The sequence below is a fragment of the Shewanella sp. genome (assembly GCF_013214165.1).
Classification (GTDB): domain Bacteria; phylum Pseudomonadota; class Gammaproteobacteria; order Enterobacterales; family Shewanellaceae; genus Shewanella.
In genome coordinates, this window is record NZ_JABSSM010000079.1 from 1 (window position 1) to 18,736 (window position 18,736).

The following is an 18,736-nucleotide window of genomic DNA, read 5'->3' on the forward strand; positions in this document are numbered from 1 at the left end:
GTATGGCTGTTCCCGACGTTGCGGAGTCTGATCAAGGGCAGATTTTACCTGACCAACGACAATTCGTAGAAGTCATTCATGGTAATGACACAGCTCAGGGTTTATATGGGTCATCTGATGATGAGTTGTTGTTAGGTGAAGATGGTGGTGATGTATTATCTGGCGGTGCGGGGAATGATACCCTAATGGGTGGAGCAGGTAACGATAACTACTTATTTGCTTTAGGTGATGGTCAAGACATCATTAATAATTATGACACAGGAGCAACCAATACCGATGTATTGTCTTTTGGTTCGGGAATCACAAGCTCACAAGTGAGTGCTTCACGGCGTGATAATGATTTAGTACTTCAAGTCAATGGGACAGAAGATCAAGTTACAGTCGAAGGCTACTTTGTTAATAATGGCGATAGTGATTACAGTTTGTCTTCGATTACTTTTGAAGATGGCACAAACTGGGATATCGATGATGTAACACAATTGATTGCTTCACCTACAAGTCTTAACTCTGGTGCAAATTCATTGTCTTCAGAGACAGCATCTCTTGATTTTTCACTAAATTTGCTAGTACAGTCATATACGGCATTTGACAGTGATGACGATGCAGATATAAGCAACCTTAACCGTAATAATTTCAATGCATTGCCTGTCATTGAAATTTATTGATAAATAGCTGTAAAATTTAATATATAAGTACCCATGTTCATTTATTTGTCATGGGTATTTTTTAATTTACTAAATTCCCTTTCGGAAAATCAGGTCAAAGCCAGACCAAGCCCCTGCAGAAATGTTGGGGCTTTTTCATTTTTGTCTTTTTCTTGATTGAAGTAAGCATAAAATAAACCGACTAGATACTATGTTACTCGCTGCTATTTTTAAGATGCTTTAAATTTTAACAGTGTATGGTAGGTTTATGATATCTGTTACTTTTTGTGTAACCATAGGTTTTTAAAGGGTATTATATTGTTAATTTACTCTACTTTTGGCTATATTTTCTTGTTATTTCGTTTCAACTAGTCCAATGTCTGTTTTTTACAGAATGACGTGTTTTCATCCTGTAGCGGTATATAAAAGGAATTACTCAATGAAATTTAGAATGAACAAACTCGCCTTAGCATCTTCGGTATTGCTTTCAGCCTTTGTCTTACAGGCATGCGATAGTGGTTCTACGACCCAGACCCAAGATACAGCGACAGCTGAAAAGCAAGTCACAGCTGAGGTAACCGCAATGAAAACTCTGGATATCAATGTTATCTATTTAGACCGCAGAATGTTGCCGCCTAATGCGGTACTCGAGGTGACACTGGAAGATATCTCAAAAGCTGATGTTGCTTCTGTTCTGATCGCGAGTCAGTCCTTAAAAAATATCGGTACACCTCCTTACGCCGTGAGTATCGAATACGATGCCAGTAAGATTCAAGATAAACATAGATATGGCCTGCGTGCGACGATTAAAGTCGAAGACAGCCTAGTGTTTACATCGACCACTAACATAGACTCATTTGCAGAAGGCCAAACTAAGCCTATCGAGATTAAAGTGGACCGAGTCGCTCGTGCGAAGACCGCCGAGTCTGATAAAAAAGCCAATGCCGAGTTTACCAATACTTATTGGAAACTGATGAGCCTGGGTGAGAAGCCTGTAAAGTTAGGCGCTGGCGAGAAAGAACTCTTTATCCAATTCATCGCTGAGAAAAATGTTATCAAGGGTTTCTCTGGTTGTAATAACTTCACCGGCGCTTTCGAGGCGAACCAAGGTAAGTTAACCATGGGCCCAGTAGCGGGTACACGTAAGATGTGTATGCAAGGTATGGATCAGGAACAAGCATTCCTTATATCTATCGGCGAGTTTGCCAGCTACAGCATTAATGGTGAAGCACTGACAGTAAAGAGTGATAAGGGCGAACTCATCGCGACTTTCGAGTCTCGTTACATGAACTAGTTTTTTTGGCGCATTTTGCCGTACTCGTTAGACAAGATTAAACCCGCTTTTGGCGGGTTTTCTTTTTCTGACAAATAATAGGTCTGTGAAACCAGCAATATAAACATAAAAATGCCGCTCGAAATGTCGAGCGGCATTTTATTTAGCGGATCAATCTAAGGCCTATTTGATAAGCTCAGGCTCCATGGCGTGATCATCGTCATGATGGGCACGTGACTTGCTGCCGACTAGCTTTTTGATATCTTCGATAACGAGATACAAGCATGGGATCAGCATCAGGGTGACCACAGTGGCAAACAGGACACCGAAGGCGAGGGAGGTCGCCATTGGGATCACCATCTGAGCTTGCATACTGGTCTCTGTCATGATGGGCATCAAGCCGATAAAGGTGGTCAGCGAGGTCAACATGATGGCCCTGAAGCGTCTACAGCCCGCCTCAAGTACCGCCGTCGTCATCGCAATGCCTGCTTCTCGAGACTTGTTGATGTAATCGACCATCACCAAGGAATCATTCACCACGACACCCGCTGCGGCTATGATGCCGAAAAGGGAGAGGGCGCTTAAATCGATTCCCATGATCATATGGCCGAGCACTGAGCCTATCACGCCGAAGGGAATGACAGCCATGATCATGATGGGCTGCGAATATGACTTCAGGGGGATGGCCAACAGGCTATAGATGATCAACATGGAGATGATGAAGTCTCTTAGCTGAGTCTTAGCGCTGTCCATCTGTTCCTGAATATTTCCCGATACTTCACTCTGCACGCGTGGATACTTCTTTAGCAACTGGGGCATAAAGTTATCACGAATGTCCTGAGCCAGTTTAAAGGGCTCGGCTTGATCGGCATCCACAGAGGCCCACACATTGATGGTACGGTTACCGTTTTCACGGCGAATGCCATTGACTCCCTGGGTGACGGTAATATTGACCACTTCCGATAGTGGCACTTCGGCGCCTTGTGGGGTGACAATCAATACTTCGCTGACCTGAGCGATAGAGTTACGCTCTCTTTCCGGATAGCGCAGCATCACCTTAATCTCAGAGCCATTTCTCAAGATACGTTGGGCTTCCAGACCATAGAAGCTGTTACCCACCTGAGACGCTATATCGGCTAAGGTGAGACCCAGACCATAGGCCTGAGGCTTGAGTTCAAACTGTACCTCCTTGGCGCTGGATTGACGACTGTCGTTGACATCACCGACCCCCTTGAGGGAGTTGAGCTTGGCCTTAAGCTCTTTCGAGGCGGCAATTAATTGCTGCTCGTCTTTGCCTTCGAGACGGAAACTGATGTCACCGTCGTCACGACCGCCGCCGAACAAGTTATCCTGAATTTCAAAAGACTTCATCCCAGGTATGAGTGGCATGGCTTGACGCCATAGCGCTGCCAGCTCAAAGGTATCTAATGGCCTAATTTCAGGATCCACCAGCTTGGTCATGACTTCTGCCGAGGTACGTCCCCTAAGATCGACCTGCATATCTGAGATCATGCCTTGACCGTATTGCGCTTCCAGCTGCTTATCTACGTCATAGATAGCCTTCTCGATAGCCAGTGCCGCAGCAAGGGTCGCTTTCTCAGAGGCATCCACGTTCATCTCGAAGGTCACTCGGGGGAAGTCGTGGGGGATCTTAGGCTGGCCGATAAAGCGGATCATGCCGCCGGCGTAGAGTCCGGCACAGATCAGTATGAAGCTGATAAACACCATGATAACCGTATAGCGGTACTTGACTGCGCTGGTGAGCGCGGGGCGGTATATATTTTGAATAAAATACTGTAGCCCAGCATCGACCTTGCCTTGGACAAAGTTCACCCCATTGCGCAGCCAATCCAAAGGATTCTTAGAGCCGGGTTTGACCTTAGTCCTAGGTTTCATTCGGGCCAAATGCGATGGCAAGATGAGCTTGGACTCGACCAGTGAAAATATCAGACACAAGATCACGATATAGCCGATGGCCTTACCAAATGCGGAGGAGGGACCGTCATCCAGAGTCAGTGGCAAAAATGCCGCTATGGTAGTGAGTACCCCGAAGGTGGCAGGCATGGCGACACGCTTCACCCCCCGGATAACATTGTCTAAACTCTGGCCATTCTTCTCACATTCGTCATGGGCACTCTCGCCCATGACGATGGCGTCATCCACCACGATACCCAGCACCAAGATGAAGGCAAACAGGCTGATCACGTTCACCGTGACATCGATCATCGGCATAGGCATGAAGAGTAAGGTGCCGAGGAAACAGACCGGCAGACCCATCATGACCCAAAATGCCAGCCGCACCCGCAGGAACAGGGCTAACATAAGGAAGACCAGCACAGCGCCAGTTTTCATGCTATCTAGCATGAGGTCTAAACGGCCTTCCAGATAGTAGGTCATGTCGACCCAGGTCTCTAGCTTTAGCCCGTCTGGTAGCACTTTTTGCTTCTCGGCCACATAGGCTTTCACCACATCGGCCACATCCGTCATGCTCTGATCGTTGGCGGCACCGATGAAGAAGGTGACCGAGTTCTTGCCGTTAAACTTCGAATATTGAATGCCTTCCTCGAAGCCGTCAATGACGGTGGCGATATCGCCCAGGAGCACATTGGTGCCATCTTCTAAGGTGATTAAGGGCAGGTTCTCGAATTCATAGCCCACATAGGCCTGATTTTGAATTCTAAGGTTGATATAACCGTACTCGGCGCGGATCTGACCCGCCGACATGTTACGGGAGAAGCCTCGTACGGCTGCAGCCACATCATTGAAGCTGAGTCCAAATTCTCGTAACTTGTCTCGACTGACTTCGATGGCTATCTCATAATCCAGTCCGCCATAAAAGTCGGTGATGTTGACCAAGGGTAACTGCATCAACTCATCATGAATTTTCTCGCCTAATTCCTTGAGCTGTCTGGGTGTCATATCACCGTACAGGCTCATATAAAGCACTTCCTGGCGCAGTTTAATGCGCTCGACCTTAGGCCGTTCCATGCCATCGGGGAAACTGGATATGGAATCGATCTCAGATTTTATCTCGTCGAGTACTATCTGGGGATCGTAAGCGTCCTCGATTCTAAAATAACCTGTGGCCGAGTTTCGGTTAGAGTAGGTGATCACACGCTTGAGCCCCTGCACATTCTCGAGGGCTTGTTCCACTTTAATGGTGATCCCTTCCTCTACTTCTTGGGGCGCTGCGCCGGGATAGAAGGCATTAAACTCGACCCAATTGATCTCTATCTGAGGAAAAAACTGTTTACGTATGGTGTCGGCGGTCAAGAGACCGCCTAAGATGATGATCAGCATCAAGAGGTTAGCCGCGACACTGTTGCGGGCAAACCAGGCTATGATGCCAGTCTGTGTATCTTGCTCTGCAGCTGAAGCTTGCTTAGGTTCTGGCATGGATTATTCCTTCTCTTCCATGGAGAGTGACGACTCGGGCGTTGCAGTAAGATCATCTTGCTGCAACAGCTTGTCCTTTGGCAACGCAAGCTGCATGCCTTCAACCGGATAATCTAATGCAGAGGTGATCACATTCATCCCAGGCTCGAGACCTGAGGATATCACCACCTCGGCCCCGAATTTACGTATGATATTCACGCTCTTATAGGTGAGTTTGTGGTCATCATCGAGTACGGCAATTTGCCCGTTGACGACTAAGTGTCTCGGCAGCACAGTCACATCTCCGACCTGAGTGCCGGCAATGTTGGCGGTAACATAGGTACCAAACCTGAGTTCACTCTTTTTAGACGCTAAACCATAAGGGTCTATGACTTCGGCGACCAGATAGGTCATACGGCTAAGCTTATCGACCACGCCTTCACTACGGACTATGGTGCCGCTCCACTCTTGCTGCTCACCGCCGAGATCGGCAATCAGAGTCACTTGTGAATGTTTACCTTTATTGATCAGGTATTGGATCTCTTTATCTGCCAAAGGCAAACGGATCTCGGCCTTATGGGTGCTTAGCACCTTACCCAGGCGCGTGCCCATGCTGACATAGGAACCTAATCCTATGCTTCGACTCTCTATGAGGGCATCATAGGGTGCCTTGATCACTGTGCGTTCGACATTGCGCAAGGCTCGTTTAAGGCCTGCCTCGGTGGATTTAAGCTTGGCTATTTCTTGGGCAAGTTGCGGCTTACGCAGACTCAATTCAGAGGGGCTCCCATCTTTAATGCGTTTCCATTCCTCTTCGGCAACCTTACCGAAGGCTTTTTCCTGCACTAAACTTGCTCTTGCCGAGGCCAGATTGGCCTTAGCATCGATAAGATCGGCGTCGTAATCACTGGGATCGATTCTGGCGAGAATATCGCCTTTGTTAACGAAGCCCCCACGCACGAAGCTTTCTGACAGGTAAATAATCTCGCCGTTAACTTGAGAGACAAGCTCAGTCTCATACTTGGCGTTGACCACGCCATAGGAGCTGACTGTAAAGGTCATAGGATTGAATTCAATCTGTTTAACGGCAACTAAAGGCGTATTGTCTACCGCTTCCTTCTCTGCCGGAGGCTGCTTCAGTGCAGACATTGCAAGGAAACCACCGATCCCGAGGGATAATACGACAATAGGCAAAATAATTTGTTTTTTTGTAGCCACGAACACTTCCTCTTGTTGAAGCTTGGATTTTTATATTCTTTGTAGAACAGCCTTATATGGCTAGTTCAAATTAATACATAGGCGAAAGACTTTATCGCACACATGTTAAATCATCGGCGCTGATGTTACATCTCTATTGTGTAAATTTGTATGTAATAATGAGTGGTGATTTTTTGGCCGACAGAAAATGAGCTTAACCAATGTAAATCCTCATGATTCTTTCTATTGTCGCGTTTGATTTAGTTCACATAAAACATGTAAATGTTTAACTTGTCTACTGGTATCTCATTTATCGAGCATAATTTGATCGACATCACTATCTTTTCATACCTGAGTGTTAGTCTGAACGGGTCAACTGCACACAAGTATCTAGTGAATAGACAGAATTTTATTTAAATATTCAATGCTGTATATATTAAAGTCGAGGGAAGGTTATGACTGATTTAGACCATAGGTTTGGCGTAAAAGAGGCCAATTTAGTTGTCAGGTATCTAAAGCTTGAAGGGCTAACAGTAGAGAACAAAGACAAGCTAGTCTCTAGCATAAATCAGATTATCGGTATCAACAGTGTTTCATATGACGAGTCAGCCGCGATATTAAAGGTGGCCTATGATGCTAGCCATTGTGATCTTGACCTGTTTGAAAGGCTAATTCAAGCGCAGGGAGCTGAGCTCGCACAGGGGATATTGACTCGGGTTAAAGAGGGTTTTTATAAGTATGTCGATCAGAATGTGAAAGATAACGCCGAGCACGACCCATATTGTAATAACGCATTACCCAGAGCCTTAGCTGGAAGCAGGAAGCGTTAATACCTAGGCTCCATCAACCTAATGTTTAATACTGGTTGTACTCTATTCTTCTACTTCAAAACCTCTACGGCTATCGAAGTCAGCACTCTTGTGATAGGTGAAGGTAGGATCAGTGGCTAATCGTTTCGTACATGAAGCCTTTGGTTGGGCTATTTCGACCGATATATAAGGTTTCATATCCAGTCTGCCATTTGTACTACAGCTTTTCTGCATTATCCTAGTTGCCGATTTAGTTCAATATATGGCGCACAGGAATTATCATGAAGTGCCTTTTTTATGGCGTTTTCATGCCGTGCATCACTGGCATCACTCCTCGGATAGTGCAGCAATCGACAGAAACTATGCGGCTCACTTCTCGTTTATCGATTACCTACTGGGAACCGCCCTGCGTGATCAACAAGAGTGGCCGGAGGAATAGAAAACAGTGAAAGACCGTTTCTAATGAGTTATGCATTAAGAGAGTCTATATATCATGTAAGGTAATTGATGATATAGATAAGTCGTGGCACACTGGGTTTTACGGTCGTTTCACATGTTTCTAGTGATTGTTTTTTTATTAGAAAATTTTAGATGTCTCTATTAGAGATTGAGATTAGGAGGGGTTATGTATATTGTCGCGAACCGTATTCCGGTGGCTGTAGATTGGCAAGATGAGTTTGAGAATCGATTTCGTCAGCGTGTGGGGCAAATCAACCTGCAAGCTGGTTTCGTCTCTATGCAGATCTTGAAACCTGTGAGTGAAGGGGCGCCTTATGTCGTGTTCACCACCTGGCAAGATGAAGCGGCTTTTGAGGCGTGGATCCACAGTGAAGATTTTAAGTTATCTCATCAAAACCCCTTACCCAAGGAAGCCTTTACCGGCAGACCTATGATTGAAAAGCATCAGGTGGTGATATCGACTTAACTTGTGAGTGCTAAATGAAGTCTTGTGCTCCACTTAGCCCAGTCAATTATGAACAAACACCATCAGCAATTGATCTTGGGGATATCTCGCCAGCTGGTGGTGTACTGAGGCGTGAGATATTCTCGTTTCATGTGCCACTTGGCAGTGAACCCTTGTGCAGCCATAAATATAGAGTCGGAGCCGTATTTGTGATTGAGTGCGTCATAGACCTTCATTAATGCCGGGTTTTTCGGTGATGCAAACAGATCCAGCTGCTTATGTGACTCACTGATAAGATCGATAAGGCCGATTCCGACCTTGTAATAGCGAACCCCGGTTCTAAATTGTTGCTTGGCTATCTGAGTCACTATTTGGGTTATTTCCCCTGTGTCATTGGTGGGATAAGCGAACCTGTGGGTGAGTTTAAAGCCTGTTGGCTGCTCATCGAAAGGGGAGTTTGAGGCGAAAATAATCAGTACCGAGCACAATGAACCTTGCTCTCTTGCCTTGCTGGTGGCGATACCGGCATGTTTACTGAGGGCTTGCTGTAGCGAGCTTAAATCAGTGATCCGCTCACCCATGCTACGGGTCGAAAAAATCTGCTGCTTATCGGCTCTGGCCTGGTCCCAGTCCTTACAAGGCTCTCCATTGAGCTCTCGCACCGTACGCTCCATCTCGATACTGAACTGCTTCTTGGCGAGCCCTGGTGCCATCAGAGAGAGTGCGTAGGCCGATTTTATTCCCATCAAATCCAGTTTCTTGGATAAACGCCGGCCTATTCCCCACACATGACTGGGCTTTATTTGCGAGAGAATTGCCTTTCGTTGGCCTGAGTTATCGATGACGCAGACTCCATTGTAGTCTGCGAGTTTCTTAGCAGCATGATTGGCTATCTTAGCTAAGGTTAAGGTTTCTCCCATGCCAACGGATACAGGTAAGCGAGTCTCCTTCCAAACTGCGCGTCTTAAGGCCTCGCCATGCTTTACTAGGCAAGGTATGGCAGGATAACAGTGTTTAAATGACAGAAATGATTCATCTATGCTGTAGACATGCTGCTCCGGTGCAAAACGGCCAACCACTTCCATCATGCTGGTGGACAATGAGCCATAGAGTTCATAGTTTGAACTTAAGGCGATAATGCCTAAGCGATCACACAAGGCCTTAACTTTGAAGTAAGGCGCAAATTTTGGAACTCCGGCATCGACGGCCTGACGGTTAGCGGCGACGATACAGCCGTCGTTATTCGACAGGACCACAATAGGGCGGCCACGCCATTCGGGACGAAACACCTGTTCGGCGCTACAATAAAATGAATTAGCATCGACGAGAGCGAACATTATACTCCCTGTGAGTTGATTTAGCCGACGCGATAACTCGGATCTCAATATTGGAATCAATAAAATTCATCGGTTAAAAACCGACTCGACGGCGGCGTTATTCATCAGCAAAGGGCTGGGCCGATGACAGCGTATTGAACGTACCACAATACCTTCGACACTGAACTGATCGTACTCGTGTATGACTACTGGTTGATGCTCATCGTTAGCCGAGAGCAACATTCTTCTTTTGGTGTCAATAATTTTGCAGACAAAGTTGCCGTTGTAATTTGCCACAATCACGTCTTGATCTTGTACCTTGACGTGTCTGTCGACGATGAGAATATCGCCATCGAATATCCCGACATTTTGCATCGAACATCCGTTCGCCTGACCGATGAAGGTGGCACTGGGGTGCTCAACGAGCAGCTCATCCAGGCTTAGGGGCAATTGTTTGTAATCGGCGGCTGGGCTTTCGAAGCCGGTTATTCCCGCACTGGCTGATATTGGGATCACTTTCATCATGGTTATTTTACCTGGCACTGTATATTTATACAGTGTTAAGTCTAGCAGTAATCTAAGGGCTGGCAATCTTTTTCGATATCCTGTTTCACCTCTTTAACTTAATTGAGCTCACTGAGTGTTTTTGAAGCGAGTCAGCGGAGCAAGAATAGCTGAATTAAACTACATTTATTGATGTCGATGAGCGTTATCATCGACATCAATAAACAGAATGAGGTGGTGGCATGAAGTTTGTTCAAACGCTGAAGGCACTGGGTTTGTGCTTGTTTATCCCGTTCCTTGCGTCCGCCGCAGATATCAAAGTCATCCTCTATGCGGATGTCAATTATCCACCTTACTCCTTCGAGGAGGACGGAGAGTTGCAAGGGATTTATGCCAATATCATCAAACGTGCCGTGTCCCGAATGAAAGGTTATAAGGTGACTCTGGTCGGCGTGCCCTGGAAGCGTGGTTTACGTCTGCTCGAAAATGGAAAAGGTTTCGCCATTTATCCGCCATACTTTCGGGCGGAAAATAGACCCTATATCTGGCCCTATTCGCTACCCATTCTGGATGAGAGGGTCATTGTCATGTGCCGGAAAGATCTCTTCTTCAGGACGCTGAGGTTGAACTGGGTCGAAGACTATTATGGCTTGGTGATAGGTATTAATGCTGGATTTAAACTGGGCGGGGACGCGTTTTGGCAAGCGGTTAAGGAGAAAAAAATCACCGTGAGCGAGGCGAAAGGAAATAGAGAAAACCTGCTGCAGCTTGGTCTGAAGCGGATAGATTGTTACCTCAATGATCGTATTTCTATCCTGTGGGGGCTCGAAAAACTTAAGCAGAGCGGCGAATATGACGAGGGAGGCAGGCATGTTAACTTGATAGAGGGAGCGACTGTCAGCATAGAGCAAGGGTTCTTAGGCTTTACCGATAGGGATGAGGGGCGGTTTGAGTTTAAACAAGATTTCAAGCAGCAGTTCGATATCATCATCTACGACATGCGAAGAAGCGGTGAGTTGCAAAAGATCATTAATGACTACATCCGTTAAGCACCGATTAAACACGACTAAATTGTCAGTTAATGTTTTTCAAACGGGATGAATTTGGTAGAATAGAGGGTAATTAAAGGAGAGTTATCAATGTCAGTGTATGTAGTGGGCCATAAGATCCCAGATTCAGATTCAATTTGTGGTGCAATTGCACTCGCTAACCTGAAAAACGCAATCGACGAGCCAGCTATTGCTGCTCGTTTAGGTGAATTATCGCCTGAAACCGCTTTTATCTTAGAAAAGTTTGGTTTCCAGGCCCCAGAATTCAAGACGAGCTATGCCGGTGAAGAGGTGTTTATCGTCGATCATTCTGAGCTGACTCAGGCTCCAGATGATATCGGTGAAGCGACAATTGTCGGTATTGTCGATCACCATAAGCTGGGTGATCTGACCACATCGACCCCACTCGAGTGTTGGATCCGCCCAGTGGGCTGTAGCAATACCATCATCAAGATGATGTATGATTTCCATGGTGTGGCCATTCCAAAGGACATCGCCGGCATCATGATGTGTGCGATTCTCAGCGACACGGTTATCTTCAAGTCTCCTACCTGTACCACGGCCGATATCAAGTGTGTCGAAGCCTTGGCTGAAATCGCCGGAATTGAAGATTTCAAAGAGCTGGGCATGGAGATGTTCAGGGTTAAATCAGCCGTGCAAGGCACACCTGTACGTGACCTTGTTATGCGTGATTTTAAAGACTTCAACATGAATGGTCATATGGTGGGTATCGGTCAACTTGAGGTCATCGACCTGTCCGTGTTTGACGACATCAAGGCCGAACTGGAAACCGATCTCGCCGCTCTTAAAGCCGAAGGCGGACGTCACAGCATGTTACTGCTACTGACCGATATCATGAAAGAAGGCTCAGAGCTATTGATCGTCAGTGATGATGCGACTCTGACCGAGCGCGCCTACGGTAAGACAACCGAGAATGGCCGTGTCTGGCTCGATGGCGTATTGAGTCGTAAGAAGCAGATAGTGCCTCAGCTACAGGACGCACTGGCTTAAACTGATGATATGCAGAGTTACCGCCGTTAAATTAGCGGAATAAAAAGGTCGAAACAGCCATGTTTCGGCCTTTTTTTAATCCCGTCATCCCGTCATCCCGTCATCCCGGGAGCGAGGCACGAGCTGCCCGGGACCCAGTTCTGCTTGAGAGGCCTAGATTCCGTACACGTTCGTTGCTCACATTACGAAATGACAGTATTTAAACTGGACGTCTCACATTAGGGCATGACCAGATCACTCTTAAGTTGAGGCTGGAGACGTCTCTCTGAGTTTACTCAAGCGTGCCTGAGCCAGACCCAATACCGAATCTGCTGAATGCTCATCCTGCTGCTTCGATTTGCTGTCAAAATTAATCCCTGACTCGATGCCTGTCAGCAGTTCGATGGCCTGACTGACATGGTCAATGGCCCAGATATTAAATTTGCCTTGCTTGACCGCCTCGACAATGTCGCTACGCAACATCAGGTTTTGCACGTTTGTCTTAGGAATGATCACCCCTTGAGTGTTAGTGCGTCCCTTGATAGTGCAGACATCGAAGAAGCCTTCTATCTTCTCGTTAACGCCGCCGATAGGCTGGGCTTCACCGAACTGATTCATCGAGCCTGTGATGGCAATGTCTTGTCTGATCGCCTGATTAGAAAATGAAGACACTATGGCACACAGTTCGGCCATGGTGGCGCTATCACCGTCGACACCACCGTAAGATTGCTCGAAGGTGATATGGGTGGTGAGGGGGATCTTGGCAGTCTTACCCAGCAAGGACGCCAGGTAGGCCGATAAAATCATCACGCCCTTGGAGTGTAGGCTACCGCCTAAGTCCACTTTTCTCTCTATGTCGAACACCTTGCCTTCACCGAAGGCTGTGGTTGCCGTGATGCGGTTCGGCGCGCCGAACTGATGATCCGAGGTCGCGATAACCGACAGTGCATTGACCTGTCCGACGACATGATCGTCTGTGCTGATAAGCGTGGTGCCGGTGATGAAACTCTCCATCACATTGTCTTTGACTCGGCATACCCGCCGCTCATGATTGTGCAGGGCCTGCTCGACATGGCTGGCGCGGATCATGTTGGCATTGACGGCGCGGGCGCAGTAATTAGACTCTCGTAGCAGGTTGGCGATGTCGGCCGAGTGCAGGGAGAGCTTGTGCTGATCGTCGGCCTGACGAGAACTGAATTCTATGATGCGTTTTATGGCATTGCGATCACAATGCAGCATCTTGTTACCATGGACGATACTGGAGATAAACTTGGCGTATAAGGCCTCAGATTTCTCGGTACGTGGCATCACATCTTCAAAATCGGCGGTCACCCTAAACAGTTCACTGAATTCGGGGTCATAGTGCTGCAGTAACTGATAAGTCTGATAATCACCGAATAAGATGATTTTTACATCCAGAGGAATAGCCTCGGGATCCAGTGAGATGGTGCCAGACAGGGTGACTTCACGTTCGAGGGAGCTAAGGCTGAGCTTGCGCGAGCGAAGGGCACGCTTAAGACCGTCCCACACATAGGGTTGTTCCAATACTTTGGCCGCATCTATCATCAGCACGCCGCCGTTGGCCTTGTGCAGACTGCCGGAGCGGATCAGTGAGAAATCGGAAAAGATGGTGCCCTTGAAGGTCGCATTCTCGATATAACCGAAGATGGAGTGATAGTTGGGCGACTCCTCGACTATGATAGGCATCTTGCCATCAACTTGATTGACCAGCACATTGACCTGATAGCGTCGGGGCATCTTCTTATCTAAAGAAGCATAAGAAAGCGCCAGTTGCTCCTCGTTATCTTCGAGAAACAGATCTAAGTTATCGAGAATGTCCTTATGCATAGCACCCAGATAGCTCTTAACGGCGGGTATAGCGCTGTATTTCTCCTTGAGCTTAGTCATCAGGTGGCTGAGTACATCCTGAGCCACCTGCTCATCTTGCTTCTGTTGCTTGTCCGAGTATTCCTCTTCCCACACCGTAAATTGACGAATGATGACTCTGAGCTTAGATTCGAGTTCGACGATAGAGGTTTCTAAGGCATCTTGCTCTTTCTTGCTCAGTGCCTTAAATGTCTCGTCGGTATGGGCTTCCTCACCTTTCATGGCCAAGAGCTCATAGCTGCCTTGCGCCGTGATGGTTAGGCTGATACTCGCGTCTTTGGCTTCCTTGGTGAGGCCTTTAAGTGCCGATTCCTGTCTGTTCGCCAGTTGACTCTTGAGCTTCTCGGCGCTGGAATAATACATCTCATTGTCGAACGCCAAAGGCAAGGCCTTGGTGAGCTTGATGATGAACTTCTCGACATCTTTCTTGAACTCGATCCCCGAACCTGACAACAGCTTCAGCACCTTAGGCACACGGGCTTCATCGAAGTTAATCACATAACACCAGTCATGAAGAGTATGACCGCGGCCGTTGGGTTCGTAACGATTAAGATAACGCATCACCATGGTGCGCTTACCTAGGCCGTTACGGCCGAGGGCGTAGATGTTATAACCCTTGTCTGGCATGGACATGGCAAATTCGACGGCCTGTTGGGCGCGCTCCTGTCCGACAATTTCATCCAGGGGAGTTAAGTGTTTAGTAGACTTACAATTGGCCTCTAGGCCTGATAGCTCAGAACGGCGGTAAAGCTGGTCACTGCTTAGAGGGGATAACGGAGATATCGGCATAGGCAACCTCGTATATGACGCTTGATGATTTCAGTGTAGGCATGAAGATTTAAAAATTCAGTAGTTAATTTCGGCAGTTAGCGATTTTGTGCCAATAAAGCGTTTAAGCGCTCAAATTATAGTCAGGGCCGGGGTTTTAATGCCGAAAACTTGCTCAGGAAAGGGTAAAGCAGTCCGTCAATCCCAACGTTCATGTGAACCAGAGTCAAAGCGCCATCAAAAAACTCGCCGAGATCACCGGCCATGCATTTGTGCCCGCCGAAGACTTAGTCGAGGCAACATCTGACTGTGGTGCTTATGTCATGCTATCGAGCGCATTGAAGCGTTTCGCCATTAAGCTGCCTATGATCTGTAACGATTCAGCGAGGAACAATTGGATGAAATATTTTCAATCGAAAATCTGATCAATCCGAAGCATAAGGCGCAACACTTTAATATTTAGATATAAATATCAAGTAAAATATATATTTAAAATAATATGCGCCTATCAATATAATTGATGTGTACTTTGTTTTATCGGCTAAATAACCAAGCGATCTTGCTGAACACAAAGCCATTCGAGCTTTATGCTTGCCAACACACACAGCATGATGAATAAAACTCACTTTGAATACTGTATCCAATTTGTTAGTTTTTTGTATCGGCTTTTCATTTCGTTAACAACTGACCGCTACACCAGTCAGGACATTTGAAATTCAATTTCGATCATTATCGGTAAACAAATAAATAAACAAACAAATAAACAAAATAGATAATTCAGTGGAGTTTTTATGTCATTTAGAAATATGGCCTTGCAAAATTTAGTATCTACACGTAAGCAGTTCAAGCCTTTGGCTCTGAGCTTGGCAATAACATTAGCACTCAGTGCTTGTGGAGGAGATGATGACTCCAAGCCTGCGGTGGAGCCAGTTACCCCTACCCCAGTCACCCCAGTTCTGCCAGTGGTAGAGGAGCAGATTGGTGAGCCATTAACGCTTGAACAGGTGACCGAGCATATCTCGGGTTCTGAGCCCGTTTCTTTTTATGTCGACGTCGCCGAAGATTCACCGACCCTAGTGGTGAGCCTGTTTAATGGCACAGCTAATGAAGCACTAGGCGATCCCGATGTGTACGTAAAATATGATGAGCCTGCTACAGCCGGGGAAACGGGTAATTTTGATTGTGTATCCTATAACGGCACTGGGGATAATGAAGCTTGTATCATAGATAACCCGGTTGCAGGCCGTTACCATATTCTGGTTGATGCCTATGAAGGCTCTGCCACGGTCGATGCTTCTATATTAGCCACAACAAGTATTTTCAATCACAGCCGCCTATGTAATGACTCGGTGCGTATCCGCTCCCAAGCCATGACCGATGAACAAATCGATTCAGCCTGTGCCGTACTGAGTGAAACAAAGATACGTTTTGATGACGTATTAAGTGCGCTCATTGCGCCTGAGTTTGGACAAGCTGTTGAAAATGATCTGAACGAGACTACTAATTTCAATGTGTTCGCTAGTTTATCGAATCATGCAGTTTGGTCCGAGCACTTATTCGATACCAGTAATACCAGCGGGATCTACTTTGAAACCTCGCCTACAGATTGGTGGCATGATTCTACAGTACTCACCTTTAATGCCCTCGAGTGGAGCGGCGGACGCGATGTGATCCGCTCACTGGATCATGAATATATTCATGCGCTTGATGGAAGATATAACAAAGAAGGCGGCTATCGCAAAGACATGGCCTGGTGGTCTGAGGGCTTAGCCGAATACTTAGGCACCTTCTATGAAGAAAAGTATCAAAGTCTGATCACCGCAAATGAAGCACAAAAATACACCTTGGCTGAAATATTCGCTGGGGAGAGTAATGCCTATTCTTGGGGAGAGTTGGCGGTGGGTTTCTTGATCGAGACTCAAGCTGAAACTGTGACTCAGATGCTCAGCCTAATGCGCGCCGGTGATTGGGATGGCTATTATGCCTTGCTTGATATTGTATCGGCAGAAAAACAAGCAGAGTTTGAAACCTGGTACTCCACAGAGCTAGCCACGCAATTTAATACCAGTAACACAGCACTAGCACTGGGAGAGTATTCACAGATTAACGGCCGAGGTGGTTGGTTATATTCGGTCACAGTGCCAGAAGGGACAGACTCCATTACCTTTAAGACCCAAGGTGGATCTGGTAATGTCGATCTTTGGGTCAACCAGGCGCAGGCCTTTCATCCATCGATCGATAGCAGTGCGACCTGTGAATCAATGACAATCGATAGCAACAGTGAAACCTGTACCTTAGATGTACCGAATGCGGGTGAATACTATGTGACTATAGGCTCCGACTTTGTTGGCGGCGATATTATCGATCTGTATTTATCGGCTTGCGCCGGTGTTGATTGTAATGTAAATCTGCCTGCAGCCGAGGAGATTAAGCAAGCCACTGAACCGTATCTGCCTCATTGGCCAGCTAAAGGCACGCTTGGGACATGTAGTCTTGCCGAGACGTACCGCAACTCCTACACAGATGTGACAGATTTTGCTATCACCAACACCACAGACACAGCGGTCAAAGTTTACTGGCTAAGCACGAAACGAGGGGACAAAGCCGGCAGTTCATACATGACGCTTGCCCAAGGTGACAGTTTTTCACCCAATTACTGGCGTGTGGGTGAACGTGTGATGCTGACCGACATGGGTGACAACTGTTTAAGCGTCGCAATACTCAATGACAGCGATAACCAATTTGAAATATTAGCTGAACATGTTGTTGATGCGGTTGACGAGATCATTATCCCCCAAGCCACTGCTGAGATGGGCAGTTGCGATCTTGCTGTGCCATACACACGTCAATCGGGTAATGCCCCAGAGTTTATTGTGGCCAACATATCCGATACGCCATACACGTTATATTGGATAGATACAGATTCAGGTGAACCTAACTTAGGTAATATTTACGCCACGCTGAATCTAAATGAGATGTACAGTGCCGACTTCTGGACCATAGGCGACCGTATGATGGTGACTGACAATGATGATCAATGTGTTGGCGTGCTAGATCTTAACGAAACCAGCAATATCTTCGTACTTGAATAAGCCTCTATGGGTTAGCGATAAAAATTAATGGTTAAGCATAAAAAAGCGGCAGTAGACTCAGTGCTAAGGCCGCTTTCTTATGCCTGAAGAAGAAAACCATCAGGCTAGGGCAACGGCCTGGTATATCAAGATGGCCTAATGTTTAGCTTAAAATAATCGAGTATCCATGGAAAATTCCAGCTCGACCTTAGTATTCATCATGCTATCGAAAGCGGGATGGTCGACATTGAGCAGAAAGTTGCGCTCACGGGTCACTATGCTCGAAGGGACGCACAGAGCCAGACTACTTTGACTGTTTAACCATTCATCCCCCAGATCGGCGGTATCCGCCGGCGCGGGATCTTCTTGCCAATTATGGGGGAGGGAATCATGGTCGAGTAACATGATGTCTTTTTCATCCAGTTCGACGGCAAATAATGCGTAATGATTGATCTGTTTTGCATTATCTAAGTGAACTAAGATTTCTAAAATAGCCAAAGACTCGGAGCCCGCCAGATAAACACAAGACTGACCGCGGCTATTCCAGCGTCCGCCATAGAGCCTGGCACCCTCACCGTCGAAGGCATTGCCGGCCCATTTCTTCTTCATGATGCGGTAAGCGGTGATCATGCAAACACGCCATGCTCTAAGCGGCCTATCAGATTCAGTACCGCCGCAGTTTCTGCCGAAGTTGACAGCATGTCGATAGGGCGTTTGTTACCCAGACCACGAACCGGGTTTCTGAGCCATCGGGTCGCATCAACGCCTTCGCCCTCAAATAGATCCAGCGCCGACTTATAGACTTCGGCGAAACGATACAGCCTGTCACTCTCGTCGCGGTTGAATTTCCCCGCCTTGGCCCTACGCTGCAGCGTTGCACTGGCGATCACAGTGGCACTGGCTAGCTCAGACTTTTCTATGCCGGAAACCTTAGCCAGATTGCCGTACA

The 18,736-nt window shown here is 46.9% G+C and carries 14 protein-coding genes and 2 pseudogenes; 9 read left to right on the forward strand and 7 right to left on the reverse strand.

Annotated features, from left to right (window positions below):
* Window positions 1-665, forward strand: a 665-nt coding sequence (locus HRU42_RS17235) for a calcium-binding protein (RefSeq protein ID WP_295032819.1), incomplete at its 5' end; no start/stop codon positions are given.
* 418 nt (window positions 666-1,083) lie between these two features.
* Window positions 1,084-1,938: an META domain-containing protein gene (locus HRU42_RS17240; RefSeq protein ID WP_295032820.1), complete on the forward strand. Its 855-nt coding sequence runs from the start codon at window positions 1,084-1,086 to the stop codon at window positions 1,936-1,938.
* Between the two features lie 162 nt (window positions 1,939-2,100).
* On the opposite strand, the gene HRU42_RS17245 is transcribed toward HRU42_RS17240, so the two are convergent.
* Window positions 2,101-5,313 (reverse strand): efflux RND transporter permease subunit, encoded by a 3,213-nt coding sequence (locus tag HRU42_RS17245; RefSeq protein WP_295032824.1) that lies wholly within the window; start codon window positions 5,311-5,313, stop codon window positions 2,101-2,103.
* A 3-nt stretch (window positions 5,314-5,316) separates the two neighbouring features.
* Window positions 5,317-6,510 (reverse strand): efflux RND transporter periplasmic adaptor subunit, encoded by a 1,194-nt coding sequence (locus HRU42_RS17250; RefSeq protein ID WP_295032828.1) that lies wholly within the window; start codon window positions 6,508-6,510, stop codon window positions 5,317-5,319.
* Between the two features lie 434 nt (window positions 6,511-6,944).
* On the opposite strand from HRU42_RS17250, the gene HRU42_RS17255 reads away from it, so the two are divergent.
* The 3 genes and pseudogenes from HRU42_RS17255 (at window position 6,945) to HRU42_RS17265 (ending at window position 8,223) form a co-directional block, all read left to right on the forward strand.
* Complete coding sequence (locus tag HRU42_RS17255) at window positions 6,945-7,319, forward strand: cation transporter (RefSeq protein WP_295032830.1); 375 nt, start codon at window positions 6,945-6,947, stop codon at window positions 7,317-7,319.
* 112 nt (window positions 7,320-7,431) lie between these two features.
* A pseudogene (locus HRU42_RS21205) lies at window positions 7,432-7,734 on the forward strand (sterol desaturase family protein); the annotation flags it as partial.
* Window positions 7,735-7,923: 189 nt separating this feature from the next.
* Window positions 7,924-8,223, forward strand: a complete 300-nt coding sequence (locus HRU42_RS17265; RefSeq protein ID WP_295032833.1) for an antibiotic biosynthesis monooxygenase — start codon at window positions 7,924-7,926, stop codon at window positions 8,221-8,223.
* 62 nt (window positions 8,224-8,285) lie between these two features.
* Here HRU42_RS17265 and HRU42_RS17270 read toward each other — a convergent pair whose 3' ends face one another.
* Window positions 8,286-9,539, reverse strand: coding sequence for a Y-family DNA polymerase (locus HRU42_RS17270; RefSeq protein WP_295032838.1), 1,254 nt, complete (start codon window positions 9,537-9,539; stop codon window positions 8,286-8,288).
* Window positions 9,540-9,605: 66 nt separating this feature from the next.
* The gene (locus HRU42_RS17275) at window positions 9,606-10,040 is read right to left on the reverse strand and encodes a LexA family transcriptional regulator (RefSeq protein WP_295032880.1); all 435 of its coding nucleotides are present in this window, start codon (window positions 10,038-10,040) and stop codon (window positions 9,606-9,608) included.
* Between the two features lie 224 nt (window positions 10,041-10,264).
* Here HRU42_RS17275 and HRU42_RS17280 point away from each other — a divergent pair, with 224 nt between their 5' ends.
* Both HRU42_RS17280 and HRU42_RS17285 read left to right on the forward strand, forming a co-directional pair.
* On the forward strand, window positions 10,265-11,071 hold the full coding sequence (locus HRU42_RS17280; RefSeq protein ID WP_295032844.1) for an ABC transporter substrate-binding protein: 807 nt from the start codon (window positions 10,265-10,267) through the stop codon (window positions 11,069-11,071).
* Window positions 11,072-11,161: 90 nt separating this feature from the next.
* The gene (locus HRU42_RS17285; RefSeq protein ID WP_295032850.1) at window positions 11,162-12,082 is read left to right on the forward strand and encodes a manganese-dependent inorganic pyrophosphatase; all 921 of its coding nucleotides are present in this window, start codon (window positions 11,162-11,164) and stop codon (window positions 12,080-12,082) included.
* A 240-nt stretch (window positions 12,083-12,322) separates the two neighbouring features.
* Here the strand turns inward: HRU42_RS17285 and HRU42_RS17290 are convergent, their stop codons facing one another.
* Complete coding sequence (locus HRU42_RS17290; protein WP_295032854.1) at window positions 12,323-14,737, reverse strand: AAA family ATPase; 2,415 nt, start codon at window positions 14,735-14,737, stop codon at window positions 12,323-12,325.
* A 194-nt stretch (window positions 14,738-14,931) separates the two neighbouring features.
* On the opposite strand from HRU42_RS17290, the pseudogene HRU42_RS17295 reads away from it, so the two are divergent.
* A pseudogene (locus HRU42_RS17295) lies at window positions 14,932-15,096 on the forward strand (lyase family protein); the annotation flags it as partial.
* Window positions 15,097-15,507: 411 nt separating this feature from the next.
* Window positions 15,508-17,808 (forward strand): collagenase, encoded by a 2,301-nt coding sequence (locus tag HRU42_RS17300; RefSeq protein ID WP_295032865.1) that lies wholly within the window; start codon window positions 15,508-15,510, stop codon window positions 17,806-17,808.
* Window positions 17,809-17,955: 147 nt separating this feature from the next.
* On the opposite strand, the gene HRU42_RS17305 is transcribed toward HRU42_RS17300, so the two are convergent.
* Window positions 17,956-18,417 carry an RES family NAD+ phosphorylase gene (locus HRU42_RS17305; protein ID WP_295032871.1) on the reverse strand — a complete coding sequence of 154 codons (462 nt, stop codon included), beginning with the start codon at window positions 18,415-18,417 and terminating at the stop codon, window positions 17,956-17,958.
* Window positions 18,414-18,736: antitoxin Xre/MbcA/ParS toxin-binding domain-containing protein (locus HRU42_RS17310; RefSeq protein ID WP_295032877.1), on the reverse strand; the 323-nt coding region annotated here is incomplete at its 5' end. The genes HRU42_RS17305 and HRU42_RS17310, both read right to left, overlap by 4 nt.

What these genes read in the sequence shown, in the direction of transcription:
- HRU42_RS17240 (WP_295032820.1), top strand. Translation starts at nt 1,084, where the DNA reads ATGAAATTTAGAATGAACAAACTCGCCTTAGCATCTTCGGTATTGCTT.
- HRU42_RS17245 (WP_295032824.1), bottom strand. Translation starts at nt 5,313, where the DNA reads ATGCCAGAACCTAAGCAAGCTTCAGCTGCAGAGCAAGATACACAGACT.
- HRU42_RS17255 (WP_295032830.1), top strand. Translation starts at nt 6,945, where the DNA reads ATGACTGATTTAGACCATAGGTTTGGCGTAAAAGAGGCCAATTTAGTT.
- HRU42_RS17265 (WP_295032833.1), top strand. Translation starts at nt 7,924, where the DNA reads ATGTATATTGTCGCGAACCGTATTCCGGTGGCTGTAGATTGGCAAGAT.
- HRU42_RS17270 (WP_295032838.1), bottom strand. Translation starts at nt 9,539, where the DNA reads ATGTTCGCTCTCGTCGATGCTAATTCATTTTATTGTAGCGCCGAACAG.
- HRU42_RS17275 (WP_295032880.1), bottom strand. Translation starts at nt 10,040, where the DNA reads ATGAAAGTGATCCCAATATCAGCCAGTGCGGGAATAACCGGCTTCGAA.
- HRU42_RS17280 (WP_295032844.1), top strand. Translation starts at nt 10,265, where the DNA reads ATGAAGTTTGTTCAAACGCTGAAGGCACTGGGTTTGTGCTTGTTTATC.
- HRU42_RS17285 (WP_295032850.1), top strand. Translation starts at nt 11,162, where the DNA reads ATGTCAGTGTATGTAGTGGGCCATAAGATCCCAGATTCAGATTCAATT.
- HRU42_RS17290 (WP_295032854.1), bottom strand. Translation starts at nt 14,737, where the DNA reads ATGCCGATATCTCCGTTATCCCCTCTAAGCAGTGACCAGCTTTACCGC.
- HRU42_RS17300 (WP_295032865.1), top strand. Translation starts at nt 15,508, where the DNA reads ATGTCATTTAGAAATATGGCCTTGCAAAATTTAGTATCTACACGTAAG.
- HRU42_RS17305 (WP_295032871.1), bottom strand. Translation starts at nt 18,417, where the DNA reads ATGATCACCGCTTACCGCATCATGAAGAAGAAATGGGCCGGCAATGCC.